At 51.4% G+C, this 13,537-nt stretch carries 11 protein-coding genes and 1 tRNA gene; 9 read left to right on the forward strand and 3 right to left on the reverse strand.

Translation table 11 applies throughout. The features are described 5' to 3' along the window. Positions 1–401: 401 nt before the first annotated feature. Positions 402–478: transfer RNA gene (locus DPQ22_RS03180), tRNA-Pro, on the forward strand. A gap of 189 nt (positions 479–667) precedes the next feature. Here the strand turns inward: DPQ22_RS03180 and DPQ22_RS03185 are convergent. Further along, complete coding sequence (locus DPQ22_RS03185) at positions 668–2,281, reverse strand: anti-phage dCTP deaminase (RefSeq protein WP_190323120.1); 1,614 nt, start codon at positions 2,279–2,281, stop codon at positions 668–670. A gap of 235 nt (positions 2,282–2,516) precedes the next feature. Between DPQ22_RS03185 and DPQ22_RS08805 the strand changes: the two genes are divergently transcribed. Further along, positions 2,517–2,690 carry a hypothetical protein gene (locus DPQ22_RS08805; RefSeq protein ID WP_190323121.1) on the forward strand — a complete coding sequence of 58 codons (174 nt, stop codon included), beginning with the start codon at positions 2,517–2,519 and terminating at the stop codon, positions 2,688–2,690. 152 nt (positions 2,691–2,842) lie between these two features. Here the strand turns inward: DPQ22_RS08805 and DPQ22_RS03190 are convergent, their stop codons facing one another. Both DPQ22_RS03190 and DPQ22_RS03195 read right to left on the reverse strand, forming a co-directional pair. Next, positions 2,843–3,739: a mechanosensitive ion channel family protein gene (locus DPQ22_RS03190; protein WP_246681450.1), complete on the reverse strand. Its 897-nt coding sequence runs from the start codon at positions 3,737–3,739 to the stop codon at positions 2,843–2,845. A gap of 53 nt (positions 3,740–3,792) precedes the next feature. Next, positions 3,793–4,050 (reverse strand): hypothetical protein, encoded by a 258-nt coding sequence (locus tag DPQ22_RS03195; RefSeq protein WP_150213148.1) that lies wholly within the window; start codon positions 4,048–4,050, stop codon positions 3,793–3,795. A 48-nt stretch (positions 4,051–4,098) separates the two neighbouring features. Between DPQ22_RS03195 and DPQ22_RS03200 the strand changes: the two genes are divergently transcribed. From DPQ22_RS03200 to pstA, 7 genes are all read left to right on the forward strand, one after another. After that, complete coding sequence (locus DPQ22_RS03200; protein WP_150213149.1) at positions 4,099–5,220, forward strand: microcin C ABC transporter permease YejB; 1,122 nt, start codon at positions 4,099–4,101, stop codon at positions 5,218–5,220. Beyond that, complete coding sequence (locus DPQ22_RS03205; protein ID WP_150213150.1) at positions 5,217–6,416, forward strand: ABC transporter permease; 1,200 nt, start codon at positions 5,217–5,219, stop codon at positions 6,414–6,416. The genes DPQ22_RS03200 and DPQ22_RS03205 overlap by 4 nt, the downstream gene beginning before the upstream one ends. 9 nt (positions 6,417–6,425) lie before the next feature. Continuing rightward, positions 6,426–8,090 (forward strand): ABC transporter ATP-binding protein, encoded by a 1,665-nt coding sequence (locus DPQ22_RS03210; protein ID WP_150213151.1) that lies wholly within the window; start codon positions 6,426–6,428, stop codon positions 8,088–8,090. 74 nt (positions 8,091–8,164) lie between these two features. Then, entirely contained in the window at positions 8,165–9,109 is a 945-nt protein-coding gene (gene gshB, locus DPQ22_RS03215) for a glutathione synthase (RefSeq protein ID WP_150213174.1), read from the forward strand. A gap of 105 nt (positions 9,110–9,214) precedes the next feature. After that, positions 9,215–10,279, forward strand: a complete 1,065-nt coding sequence (locus DPQ22_RS03220) for a PstS family phosphate ABC transporter substrate-binding protein (RefSeq protein ID WP_150213152.1) — start codon at positions 9,215–9,217, stop codon at positions 10,277–10,279. A 333-nt stretch (positions 10,280–10,612) separates the two neighbouring features. Then, the gene (gene pstC, locus DPQ22_RS03225; protein ID WP_150213153.1) at positions 10,613–12,139 is read left to right on the forward strand and encodes a phosphate ABC transporter permease subunit PstC; all 1,527 of its coding nucleotides are present in this window, start codon (positions 10,613–10,615) and stop codon (positions 12,137–12,139) included. A 26-nt stretch (positions 12,140–12,165) separates the two neighbouring features. Next, the gene (gene pstA, locus DPQ22_RS03230) at positions 12,166–13,518 is read left to right on the forward strand and encodes a phosphate ABC transporter permease PstA (RefSeq protein ID WP_150213175.1); all 1,353 of its coding nucleotides are present in this window, start codon (positions 12,166–12,168) and stop codon (positions 13,516–13,518) included. Positions 13,519–13,537: the final 19 nt, after the last annotated feature.

Genomic DNA, 13,537 nt, shown 5'->3' on the forward strand with positions numbered 1-13,537 from the left:
CGGCTCACGGCTCACGGCTCACGGCTCACGGCTCACGGCTCACGGCTCACGGCTCACGGCTCACGGCTCACGGCTCACGGCTTGGGCGCGGCGCTGGGTTTCTCTGTATGCGGCGTTTGTCCGGCTAGCTGAGATAAATGCGCAGCTTGGGTGCAGTGCTTATGCTTTGTTGCGGGTACGGTTCTCGGTTTGGCGGCTGCCTGCGGTTGGCGCGCCGGCGACAGGAACAAGCGCCGAGGCGAGGTAAAGGCAGGCGTGGCAGCGGGCGGAAGCCTGGGGTGCTGGGGCAAATACGACAGCGGGCGCAAACCCCGGAAGCAGAGGCGAATGCCGGCGGCGGACGTGTGCCTGTGGTATGCGGTGTCTGGTAGCTGTATCAGCCGGTTTGCCGGCCGGAAAGGCGGAGTGTAGCGCAGCCTGGTAGCGCACCTCGTTCGGGACGAGGGGGTCGGAGGTTCAAATCCTCTCACTCCGACCAGTTTTTTATACGAAAATTGGCATTTTTACAGAAGCGCGCAGTTGAAGTAAATGGCGCTTAACAATAAATGCTTGTGCTGCTTTAGGCTTTTATATCACTTTCTTTAAGCTGTCTTCATCTTCACAATAAATATATTGGTCGCATGATTTTTCCGCGGCAGCTCCTGCTCCTGTTTGTGGGTTGTTACCGTCATCTGTTTCGCTTTCTTCCGTGAGGTCGCCTGCCGGCTCGCACCTCCTGCCAAAACCGTGCCCGGCGCAAAAGGATTTCGCTCGATTCCGTGACTGCGCCTACAGATTCAGCAGTGAGGGGGAGTTTTTTTATGAATTTTCTTGCTGTTTTAATTTCTGCCTCACGGTCTATTTCATAAGGAGCAAAAATAGGAGCCTGTTCACTGGCTTTATATTCTTGAAAAACGCCGTTATCTTTCCGTTTACCCCTGGTAAAAAATTCTGCGTAACGATTAGCGGTGATACCGTAAAAATGTATAAAATGGGCAGCAGGATATTCTTCATATCCTTTGCGAGACGCTCCTTCGACCTTCGCCGAATCAGAATGCATATCGGCCGTCAGGCTTTTAGGGTAAGGCTCAAGAAAAATAACCTGTTTTAGCCCGGCGGCAATAATATGTTTGGCGCACATATGGCAGGGGAAAGTAGTGCAATATAAACTAGCGCCTTTCAGGCTAATGCCAAGCCGGGCAGCGTCTGTTACGGCGTTCATCTCAGCGTGGACAATACGGCCATATTCCAGCGCGTCCATAAATTGCGAATCTTCTAATTTTTTCTTTTTATCTGAAGTGACATCTCCAATATCCTTATCAAGAATATGAAGAATCTCATTCAGCAACTGTATTTTACGCCTATCATTATTGTCCCCACCTCTTTTATATTCCCTGGCATCATATGTCTCGTCTGCCCAATAAGTACCGCCGCCGGCTTTAGGAACCTCATTACAACCCAATACAGCAATTTCTCCTGTCTCGCGAAAAACGGCAGCGCCAACCTGACGCGATAAATCCAGACTGCGCAAGGCAGCGGAATGTGCCATATACATGCCATATTCCATACGATTGGGGGAATATTTATTGCTGCCGAACAGCAATTCGACAAAGCGCTCAACCTGCTGTTTTATCGGGTGCTCTTCTACATTATCGGCACTGATGATAATATCAGCGAGCTGAAATATTTTGCCGACTTTTTGTCCATAGGGTTTATCTTTTTCATTATAATCCGTATTAACCAGCGCTTCTGCTTCATCTCTAAAGGTTGTGCCGTCACGTTTATTTTCAGCTTTGGCTTTTAATTTGGCCAGATATGTGACGCGTTTGTCTCGTGCTGAATAGATAGAAATCTGGAAAAAGGCTTTGCCGTAAACCGACTTTAGCAGTTTGATTTCCTCAACAGTTTTCAATTGGTCTATAATATACACATTGCGATGATAAATTGGCTTGTCACCTCTTTTATTTAGAATTTCCGATATAGCAATGCGAGCCAGGAAATCATTACTCTCCTTTTCTTCTCTGACTTTATTGCCGAATTTTATATAGTTTTCTATACGCTTGCGCTTTTCTTTTTCAGCTTTGTCCAAAAAAGGTGTGACTAAAATATTGTTTATATTTTTAAAAAGACTACTGATTTTAATATGATGCACGTTGTAATCAAATTCAGTGAAGGCTAATTTGAGTGCACTAATGACAGCTTCAATGTCAGTGCCTACTAATGATACAATGCCGATAAAAATATCAGGGTAAGTATTAGCATCAGCGTTTGTTGTGTTGGTATTTGAATTACCTTCAGACATCATATCTCCCCGTTACTGAAATTACCGCTTACAATATTATTTCCCAATTCAGCTAAGATATTATTAGCTAATATGCTGTTAACCTAGTTGTGTGAATCTTTCCGACTCATATTCTCATTTTTTATTCCATGTCTTACAATCGTCCAAGTGGAGCGGTTCAATAGAATTCCGGCTGATTCTGGCTACATTTAGTATATTGTGCAGATAGCTTATACCCAAAAGATTGGAGATAGAAATGGCTGATGATAAAAGCGAAGTGCAGCTTTCTCAATCTCATGAAGAAGGGTCTTTTGCCTCTCTTTCCGATGAACAAAGAGAAAAAGTATTGGAAGCCAATAAAAACGCCGGGGAAGAGGCTTTGGCAAATTTTTGGGCCTCGTATTCTACTGTGAATTCCAAAGCCGGGTGATAATTGCCGTTTTGGCAGTATATCAGCTTATCAGGAGGTTTTGCTATTTTTCTGTGATCCTGCGGTTTTGCTCTCCTCGGTGTCGGCAGCAGGCGGTTGTGCGGTTTGTTTTCCGGGCTTGGGCTGGGCACTGCAACAAAACGGCTGCCGTCTCAGGCTCGCTTTCTGCCGGGCGGTGTTTTTTGTTGCGCTGCTGCCGCCTTCGGCCTTGCGGCTGCTGCCTCCGGCAGAGGCGGCGGGGTATCGCCGTTCTGATAGGTAATATGCGGATAGGGGATAGAAATGCCGTTTTTGTCGAATATTTCTTTGACCGCCTGGTTAATGCGGCGCGATACCGGGTAAAAAGCGGTGTTTTTTATCCAATAACGGCAGGCCAGTATAACCGCGCTATCCGCCAGCTCACTAACAAAAAACAGCGGCTCAGGATTGGGCAAAACATCAGGCTCAGCCGCAATCACGCCCCGGATAAGGGCAAAAGCCTTGTTAATATCATTACCATAATCTATGCCCACTGTATAATCATGGCGGCGTGTGGGCAGGCGGCTGGCATTGATGATCGGCACATTCCACAGCGAGGAATTGGGGGCAGAAATATAAAGCCCGTCCGAGGTAATAATATCAGTGGTGAACAGGCCGATTTCCTTTACTGTGCCTTGAATAGAGCCGGCAGTAATATATTCATTAATACGAAACGGCCGCAAGGCCAGTAGCATGAGGCCGGCGGCAATATTCTGCAATGTGCCTTGCAGCGCCAGGCCGATAGCCAGTGCCGCGCCGCCCAGAGCGGCGAGGATAGAGGCTGTCTGCACACCAAACTGCCCCAATATCATTACCAGAATAATAATCAGCATGCCGTAGCGCACGGCGCGCGCCAGAAAATGGGCGATTGTTATGTCAACACCCTTAATGCGCGACAAGGCCTTAACTGTGCCGCGCTGCACCATGCCGGTTATAATCCAGCCGATAATAAAAATTATCAGGGCACCGGCAGCAGAGAGCGCATAATGCAAAGCCAGTTCCGAAAAACGGAATAATTGATCGCCGATCATGAACAGAGCCTCCATAAGGGTTGTAACAGGTAAGCCGCAATATGCTGTTTTTGTTAGGTGAGAATAGCGGCTTTGGCAAGAAGAATATCAGGCGCAGCGGCTGCAATCGGGTAACATTTTTCTGTGGAAGGAGAGGGTACAAGGGCCTTTACCTCACAGCCCATAGAGGCGCCAAACCGCCTTTGGGGTAAAGAGCCGGTTGCTTTTTGCCCCATGCCTATATTAGTATAAACAGCGCTGTTCGCATAAACGGGGCGGCAATGCTGCCCGCCTGGTGCTTTTGGCGCATTTATCCGGCCGGGTGCGATCAATGGCTTGCGGCCCGGTATCCGGTCTGTTGGCCTGAGGTGGAGATTATTTTGGGCGGCTATATTTTGCGCCGTATTTTGCTGATTTTCCCGACAATTATCGGCATTTTGACGGTAACTTTCATTATTGTGCAATTTACCCCCGGCGGGCCGGTGGAAAATATTATTGCCCAGTTGCAAGGCACGGGCGGCAATGCTTTGGGCAATCTTGCCGGCGGGGGTGATAGCGGCGCGACATCGGAAATTACTGCTTTTGCCGATTCTGCCGCTGCCGGCAAATATCGCGGCACCCAATATCGTGGAGCACAGGGGCTTGATCCGGAGTTTATTGCCCGGCTGGAGCAGCAATTCGGCTTTGACAAGCCGCCTTTGCAGCGCTTTGGCCTGATGCTGTGGAATTATCTGCGTTTTGATTTTGGCGATTCCTATTTTAAAGGGCGGCCGGTTTTGACGCTGATTATCGAGGCTCTGCCGGTTTCTATTTCGCTGGGGCTGTGGCAATTATTACTGTCTTATGCCATTTCCATTCCGCTCGGCATTTGCAAAGCGGTGAAAGACGGCTCGAAATTTGATATTTGGACCAGTGCTCTGGTGATTATCGGCTATGCTATTCCCGGTTTTCTGTTTGGCATTATGTTAATGGTGTTTTTTGCCGGCGGCTCATTTTTCAACTGGTTTCCGCTCGGGCATCTGGTTTCAGAAAATTTTGATGATTTATCTTTTTTCGGCAAAATCGGCGATTATTTATGGCATATTATTTTGCCGGTGACCGCTATGGTAATTTCCTCCTTTGCTACGGCCACTTTGCTGACCAAAAACTGTTTTCTGGAAGAAATCCGCAAACAATATGTAACTACGGCCCGCGCCAAGGGCGTGAGTGAGCGCGGCATATTATACAAACATATTTTCCGCAATGCCATGCTGGTGGTGATTGCCGGCTTTCCCGCTGCTTTTATTGCCTCTTTCTTTACCGGTTCGCTGTTGATAGAAATGCTCTATTCCTTAAACGGCATGGGGCTGCTGAGCTATGAGGCGGTGCTGTCGCGCGATTATCCGGTGGTGTTTGGCACAATTTATATATTTTCTCTCATTGGTCTCATTGTGGCGCTGCTGTCGGATTTAACCTATTGCCTGGTGGATCCGCGCATTGATTTTGACCGGAGAGATGTATGAAACGCGCCAAAGCCGGTTTTTCTGCCAAAGATGAAACAGCGCCGCCGCGCCGCAGAAAGTTTTTATTCTGCCTTTGCTGCCGGCCGCAGGGTCGAGCGTCCCGCCGGCCGTTATTGTCGCCGCTTAATCAGCGGCGCTGGCAAAATTTCAGGGCTTCCAGACGCGGCTTTTATGCTTTATGGATATTTCTGTGCCTGTGCCTGTGTTCCTTTTGCGCCGAATTTATCACTAATGACCGGCCGATTATCGCCTCTTATAAAGGTGAGCTGCTCTTCCCGATTTTTTTTGATTATGCCGATGAAAAATTTGGCGGCAGACTGGCGGCCGCCGATTTTCGCGATCCCTATATTGCTGATGAAATTGCTGCCCATGGCTGGGCGCTGTGGCCGCTTTTTCACTATTCTTACAATACGCCGGGCGAGAATAGCCGCGCTTTAAGCCCGCCTTTCTGGCTACAGACGAAAGCAGAGCGCTGCGCTCTTTACCCGCAAGGCGCGGCTGATCCGCAATGCCGCCTGGCTAACTGGAATCTGCTGGGGACAGATGATCAGACGCGCGATATTTTTGCCCGGGTTCTCTACGGTTTTCGCGTCTCCATCGCCTTTACCTTTATTCTTACCTTTTTTTCCGCCGCTTTGGGCATTGCCGCCGGCGCTGTGCAGGGCTATTTTGGCGGCTGGGTTGATTTGCTCCTCCAGCGCTTTATTGAAATATGGTCTTCTGTCCCCAGCCTGTATTTGCTGATTACGCTTTCGGCGGTTTTTGCCCAGAGTTTCTGGGTGTTGCTGGTAATTATGCTGCTGTTTAACTGGGTGCTGCTGGTGGGCGTGGTGCGGGCGGAGTTTTTGCGCGTGCGCAATTTTGAATATGTTACGGCAGCGCGGGCGCTGGGGGTTGGCAATTTTACTATTATGCGCCGCCATTTATTGCCCAATGCCTGTGTCGCTGCCATTACGTATTTGCCGTTTTTGCTGACTGCCGGCATTGCTACCCTGACTTCGCTGGATTTTTTGGGTTTTGGCCTGCCGCCCGGCTCTGCTTCGCTGGGGGAGCTGATGCGCCAGGCGACCAATAATCTCAATGCGCCGTGGATAGGCATAACCGGTTTTGTCGCTATTGCCGGCATGTTGTCGCTGCTGGCTTTTATTGGCGAGGCGGCGCGCGATGCTTTTGACCCGCGCAAAACCTTTCAATAGGAGTGGTTCATGCCCAAGCCGGAACAGGCGGAAAAATTGCTCGCTATACGCGATTTATCAGTGGCCTTTCGCGCCGCAAACGGGGCGGTTGCCCCGGTTGTCGACAAAATTTCTTTTAATATTCATCGCGGTGAAACTGTGGCGCTGGTGGGGGAATCCGGCTCCGGCAAATCATTGACTGCCCTTTCTGTCTTGAAATTATTGCCTTATCCCGCTGCTTTTCACCCTGCCGGTGAGATTTTGTTTTTTGACAAAGGGCAGGAAAATGAGCAGGCCGCCGGGGGGCGCAATATTCTGGCAATGCCGGATAAAGAATTGCGGGCCTTGCGCGGCCGCGCTATTAGCATGATTTTTCAGGAGCCGATGACTTCACTCAACCCCTTGCACCGCGTGGGGCGGCAAATTGCCGAGATTTTGCAAATTCACCAGGGCTGGCCTGCTGCCGCCGCGCTTAAGCGGGCGGCAGATTTGCTGGGCCAAGTGGGTATTCGCGATGCGGAAAAGCGCATTCAGGCTTTTCCGCATGAGCTTTCCGGCGGGCAGCGGCAAAGAGTGATGATTGCTATGGCGCTGGCTAATAATCCGTCACTGCTGATTGCCGATGAACCGACAACGGCACTGGACGTCACCGTGCAGGCGCAGATTTTGCAGCTTTTGGCACAGTTAAAGGCCGAGCGCCAAATGGCTATGCTGTTTATTACCCATGATCTGGCGGTAGTGCGCAAAATTGCCGACCGGGTTTGTGTGATGACCCAGGGTAAAATTGTTGAAACCGGCGCGGTCGCGCAGATTTTTGCCAATCCGCAACATGATTACACCAAAAAACTGCTGGCGGCTGAGCCGAAAGGCGGGCCGGCGCCTTTGCCTGCCCATAGTCCTGTTTTGCTGGCAGGTGAGCAGGTTAAAGTATGGTTTCCGGTTAAAAAAGGTTTTTTGCGCCGCACAAAAACTTATATTAAAGCAGTAGACGGCATAAATATTGCGGTAAAAGCCGGGCAGACTGTTGCTGTGGTAGGGGAATCCGGCTCCGGCAAGACCACATTGGGGCTGGCTTTGACCCGCATGATTGCCGCGCAAGGCACTATTCGCTTTGCCGGGCAGGAAATTGGCACTTATAATTACCGGCAAATGCGGCCCTTGCGCGCTGATATGCAAATTGTTTTTCAGGATCCGTTTGGCGCTTTATCGCCGCGTATGTCAGTGGGCGCTATTATTGCCGAAGGTTTGGGCGTGCATGCGCCTGGCCTGAGCCGCCGCGGGCGGGAAGAAAAAGTGATAAAAGCTTTGGGTGAGGTGCGGCTTGACCCGGAAATGCGCCATCGCTACCCGCATGAATTTTCCGGCGGGCAGCGCCAGCGTATTGCCATTGCCCGGGTGCTGGTGCTCAACCCGCGCTTTATTATGCTGGACGAGCCGACTTCTGCTCTTGATATGAGTGTGCAGGCGCAAATTGTTGAGCTGCTGCGCGATTTGCAGCAAAAGCATAATTTATCTTATCTGTTTATCAGCCATGATTTGAAAGTGGTCAAGGCGCTGGCGCATGAAGTTCTGGTCATGCAAAACGGCAGGCCGGTGGAGCATGGGCGGGCGGAAGATATTTTTGCCGCACCGAAAACAGCCTATACCAAGGCGCTGTTTCGCGCTGCTTTTGCGCTCAAGACAGGCCAGGCATAAACAGCGCCGTGCTTTTGGGGCGGTGCGTCTTGCCGCCGGGAAAAATGATGGAAAGACAAGACAGGAAATCCGTGATGAAAATTGCTGTTCAAATGGACGATATTGCCGCTATCCGCATTGCCGGCGATACAAGCTTTGCTCTGTGTCTGGAAGCACAAAAGCGCGGGCATACGCTGTTTTATTATACGCCGGATAAATTATTGATGGAAAACGGCCAGGTCTTTGCTCATATAAAGGCCTTGCGCGTGGCCGACAAACAAGGGGCGCATTTCAAGCTGGGCGTTGAAAAAAGAACGCCGCTCTCAGAAATGGATATTGTGCTGCTGCGCCAGGATCCGCCTTTTGATATGAATTATATCACCGCCACCCATTTGCTGGAGCGGGTGGGCGGGCAGACGCGCATTGTCAATAATCCCTTCTGGGTGCGCAACAGCCCGGAGAAAATCTTTGTAACCGAATTTCCTGATTTAATGCCGGCGACATTGATTAGCCGCGACCGGGCGGAGATAGAAGCTTTCCGCCGGCACTATGGTGATATTATTGTCAAGCCGCTTTACGGCAATGGCGGCGCCGGCGTATTTTACCTGAAAAAGGCCGATGGCAATTTGTCATCGCTGCTGGAAATGTTTGCTAGGCTTTACCCGGAGCCGTTTATGATGCAGCGCTATGTGCCGGCAGTGCGGCACGGCGACAAGCGCATTATCCTGATAGACGGTGAATTTGCCGGGGCGATTAACCGTGTGCCGGCCAAAGGCGAGGCGCGCGCCAATATGCATATTGGCGGCCGGGCGGAAAAAACAGAATTAACTGCGCGTGAGCGGCAGATTTGCGCCCGGCTGAAGCCGTTTTTACAGCAGCGCGGCCTGTTCCTGGTGGGGATTGATGTGATTGGCGATTATATAACCGAAATCAATGTGACCTCCCCCACCGGGCTGCGGGAGATAAAAAAATTCGGCGGGGCAGATATTGCCGCAATTTTTTGGAACAGACTGGAAGAACAGGGCAAAATCAAGGCGTGAAGCTTGACGCAGGCATTGTTTCCTGTATAGAAACATTATAGGCGGGCAGTGCCTGTGGGCGGGAAAGTTTTGTTTCTTCCCCTGTCGGCGGGACAGGATTTTGCGATGCACAAAATTCGCTATATTATCGGCATAATTATATTCGGCCTTGGCCTGCCGGCAGGAATGGGCGCGGCTTTAGCGCGCAATCAGGTGCAAATTGCCGGTTCCTCCACTGTTTTGCCTTATGCCCGCCTGGTGGCTGACGCTTTTAGCGAGGCCTATCCCCAATATAAAATTCCGGTTATTGAATCCGGCGGCTCCGGCGCCGGCCTTAAGGAATTTTGCAAGGGGGTGGGGGAAAATACTATTGATATAGCCAATAGTTCGCGGGCGATAAAGGCGGCTGAATTACGTGCTTGTGCGGCGGCCGGCATTGATGCAATAGAGGAAGTGCTCCTTGGCTATGACGGGGTGGTGCTGGCCACCGGCGCCGGCAGCAGCCGGTGGAATATAACGCCGCAGGATATTTATAAGGCGCTTGCGGCCCGTCTCTTTATCAAAGGTGATTTGCGCTCCAACCCCTATAAAAACTGGCATGAGGTAAATAATGCCCTGCCTGCCTGGGAGATTATTGCCTATATACCGGGAGAAAAGCACGGCACGCGCGAAGTGGTTGAAGAAAAACTGTTGCTGCAAGGCTGCCGTGACAGCGGCGCTTATGCGCAATTCGGCAAAGCGGGTTTTTCTGCGGCCGCAGCAAAGGAAGCCTGCATTGCCGTGCGCAAGGACGGCAGGGCGGTCGATATTGACGGTGATTATTCTGAAACACTGGCGCGCCTTACCGCCAATCCGGTTGGTCTTGGCGTGTTTGGCCTGAGCTTTTATCAGAATAATGCCGACAGATTGCAGCTTGTTGCGATCAATGCTGTTTTGCCGAGTGAGGAAACAATCGCCAATGGTCGCTATTCTGTTTCTCGTCCGCTGTTTATGTATGTCAAAAAGGCGCATATTGGTGTTATTCCGGGAATGAGAGAATATATTGAATTTTTCCTTTCTGAACAAATGATCGGCCCTGAAAGCCCGCTGGCGGAATATGGGCTTGTGCCCCAATCGCCGGCGCAAAGGGCGGCAGGTCGCGCAGCGATTGCCGCCGGGCAGGTGATGGCTATACCACGCGCGGCGCCGTGATTGTAAAGGTTCATAAGGCAGCCGGTTTGCCCTGGCCGGGATATAGGCTGCGGCCAAAAAGGCCGGCCGGTAATAGCGCTCCGGCCTGCCGGCGGAATTTTCGGCAAAGGCTTGCAATAAAGGCCGAATTGCCATAAAGGGCGCGGAAGGGCGGTAATTATCTGCCGGCCGGTATTTGCGGCTGTTCCCGTAACCGGGTTTTGCTGCCGGCCTGCGGGGGTGGGGTCGATAATGGGGCTTGCTGCGCGTGGCAGCCGGGTGAGGTGGTTTTATCGCCGGGACAATGGACAAGGATTCAGACTTTTCCTGTCTTGCCGGTGAAAAAGGGATTATATGTCGGCTTTAGGGGTTGCTTATATAATTATAGTTTTTGGCCTTGCCGGCTTTTTTGCGTGTCGGGCGCGAGCGCGGCTTTTGGAGCAGCGCGGGCAGAAAATGCATTCCCTCCCGCTTTATTATGGCTGGTGGGCGTTCTTTGTCACCAGCGCGCCGGCGCTGCTGTTTTTGCTGATCTGGACAATAAGCAGCGATTTATATCTGGAGCGCCGCGCCTTTTCTCACCTTGCGGCACAAAATGCCGCGGCGCAAAATGCTGCTTCTGCTGTGGCGGGCGTGGCGGCAAGCGGCGCTGCGCCGGCACAATCTGCCGGTTTTGGCCTGGAAAAGGCTGTTTTATCTGATCTGGTAAAAAATCTGCCTGCTTTGGGCGGTAATATTGCCGATTATGCGCAAGCGAGCTATGCTTCTGTGCGGAAAAAATTATTGACCGCCAAAAATATTGCTCTGGTAGAAAACGGCCGCAATTATATGCTGCCGCTGGCGGTAGAATGGCTTGAGACACGCCGTATTCTGCAAAAAACAGGCGGGGCGGCGGCTATTATTCTGGCTGCTTTTGCTTTTGTCGGCAGTTTTTATTATGTCAGGCCGGCTTTCCGCGCGCGCAATAAAGTGGAGCGTGTGATTATTTCCACTTTATTTCTGGCTTCCCTGCTGGCCATTGCCACCACAATCGGCATTGTTTTATCCATGCTGTTTCAGACTGTGCATTTTTTTGAATCTGTCTCTCCCCGTGCTTTCTTTTTCGGCACTGTGTGGGATCCGCGCTTTTCAACAGCGGCGGGAGAGGCGGGGGCAACAGGGCGTTTCGGCCTTGTTCCGCTTTTGGCCGGCACGCTTTATATTGCGCTGGTCGCCATGATTGTGGCTGTGCCTGTCGGCCTGTTTGCTGCTATTTATATGGCGGAATATGCCTCGCCCGGGCTGCGCTCTGTTATCAAGCCGCTGCTGGAAATTCTGGCCGGCATTCCCACTATTGTTTACGGCTTTTTCGCGCTTATGACTATTGGGCCGTTTTTGCGCGATATTTCGGCCGCTCTGGCGGGCGGGCAGAGTTTTATCCAGGCGCAAAGTGTGCTGACGGCGGGTCTGGTAATGGGTATTATGCTTATTCCTTTTGTGTCCTCTTTATCTGACGATATTATTACCGCCGTGCCGCGGGCTTTGCGTGACGGTTCTTACGGTTTGGGGGCAACGCAGTCGGAAACGGTCAAAAAAGTGGTTTTACCGGCTGCTCTGCCGGGTATTGTCGCGGCTTTATTGCTCGCTGCCTCGCGCGCTATAGGTGAGACAATGATTGTCGTGCTGGCGGCCGGTGTGGCAGCTAATATCAGCTTTAACCCGTTTGCGCCAATGACCACAATAACAGTGAAAATTGTCAATCAGCTCACCGGTGATCTGGAATTTGATTCGCCGCAGACTCTGGTGGCTTTTGCTCTGGGTATGACCTTGTTTGTCTTGACTTTATTGATGAATATTTTCGCCCTTTATATTGTGCGCAAATATCGGGAGCATTATGAATGAGCGTGGGGGCCGGGATTGAAAACAACATGCCGGGGGGGGGAGCACAAGCGGCCGCTTTGGGCGCCTGTTCTGCGGGAGATCCGGCGGGCAGGCGGCGCGATATTGGCTTGAAACGCCGTTACCGGGCGGAAAAGCGCTTTCGCTTTTATGGTATTGCCGCTATTGTTTTCGGCCTGTTTTTTCTGGTTTTGCTGCTCTGGTCTATTTTTGCCCATGGTTTTGGTGCTTTTTGGCAAACGACTATTACTTTGCCGGTAGCGCTGGAAGCGCAGGTGATTGACCCGGATAATCGCCTGGCGGCAGAGCCGCAATCTGTTTCTGATCCACATTTTCTGGCAATGATTGATTATCCGCTGCTTTTGCGCCGCGCTCTGGCGCAAAAACTTGGTGTCGCCGCCGATGACCGCGCTGCCATGCGGGAAATAGGGCAGATGATTTCCCCTTCTGCCCGCGGGCAGATGCGCCGTTTTCTTGGTGCCAATCCGCAGGCGATTGGCACAGTGCAGACTATTCGCTTTCTGGCTTCGGCCAATGTTGATGCCGCTTTTAAGGGGCAGATAAATTTCTCCCTGCCGCAGGATAAGCGCAAAATATCGGATCGGCAAAGGCAGTGGATTACGCTTTTGAGCAAAGAGGGTCTCCTGCATAAAAGTTTTAATACCGGCCTGTTTACACGCCCGGCCTCTGCCAATGCGGAATCTTCCGGCCTTGCCGTGGCGCTTATCGGCTCTTTTTATATAATATTGATTGTGCTGGTGCTGGCTTTGCCGATTGGGGTGATAACCGCCATTTATCTGGAAGAATATGCCGGTAAAAACGGTTTTACCGATATGATTGAGGTGAATATCAACAATCTGGCGGCTGTGCCTTCTATTGTTTTCGGCATATTGGGGCTTTCTGTCTTTATCAATTTTCTTGGGCTGCCGCGTTCGGCCTCGCTGGTTGGCGGCCTGGTGCTGAGCCTGATGACCTTGCCGACTATTATTATTGCGGCGCGTGTGGCGCTACAGGCTGTGCCTGTCTCTATCCGCGCGGCTGCTTTAGGGCTGGGCGCTTCTCACACCCAGACTGTGTTTCATCATGTTTTGCCTTTGGCCGCGCCCGGCATTTTGACCGGAACAATTATCGGCCTGGCCCGCGCTTTGGGAGAAACGGCGCCGCTTTTGCTCATCGGCATGGTGGCTTTTATTGCCAATTATCCGCACTCCCCGCTTGATCCGGCAACAGCATTGCCGGTGCAGATTTATATGTGGGCGGGAGAGGCAGAGCGCAGTTTTGTTGAGCGCAGTTCGGCTGCTATTATTGTGCTGCTGGCCATTTTAACGCTGATGAATGTGACCGCCGTGTTTTTACGCCGCCGGTTTGAAAAGCGTCAATAGGTTTTGCTGTGAACTCGCC

The sequence above is a fragment of the Candidatus Tokpelaia sp. genome, assembly GCF_008636115.1.
Classification (GTDB): Bacteria; Pseudomonadota; Alphaproteobacteria; order Rhizobiales; family Rhizobiaceae; genus QLZD01.

Excerpts from the sequence above, each read along its gene's own strand:
- DPQ22_RS03185 (WP_190323120.1), bottom strand. The coding sequence starts at position 2,281 with ATGTCTGAAGGTAATTCAAATACCAACACAACAAACGCTGATGCTAAT.
- DPQ22_RS08805 (WP_190323121.1), top strand. The coding sequence starts at position 2,517 with ATGGCTGATGATAAAAGCGAAGTGCAGCTTTCTCAATCTCATGAAGAA.
- DPQ22_RS03190 (WP_246681450.1), bottom strand. The coding sequence starts at position 3,739 with ATGATCGGCGATCAATTATTCCGTTTTTCGGAACTGGCTTTGCATTAT.
- DPQ22_RS03205 (WP_150213150.1), top strand. The coding sequence starts at position 5,217 with ATGAAACGCGCCAAAGCCGGTTTTTCTGCCAAAGATGAAACAGCGCCG.
- DPQ22_RS03210 (WP_150213151.1), top strand. The coding sequence starts at position 6,426 with ATGCCCAAGCCGGAACAGGCGGAAAAATTGCTCGCTATACGCGATTTA.
- gshB (WP_150213174.1), top strand. The coding sequence starts at position 8,165 with ATGAAAATTGCTGTTCAAATGGACGATATTGCCGCTATCCGCATTGCC.
- DPQ22_RS03220 (WP_150213152.1), top strand. The coding sequence starts at position 9,215 with ATGCACAAAATTCGCTATATTATCGGCATAATTATATTCGGCCTTGGC.
- pstC (WP_150213153.1), top strand. The coding sequence starts at position 10,613 with ATGTCGGCTTTAGGGGTTGCTTATATAATTATAGTTTTTGGCCTTGCC.
- pstA (WP_150213175.1), top strand. The coding sequence starts at position 12,166 with ATGCCGGGGGGGGGAGCACAAGCGGCCGCTTTGGGCGCCTGTTCTGCG.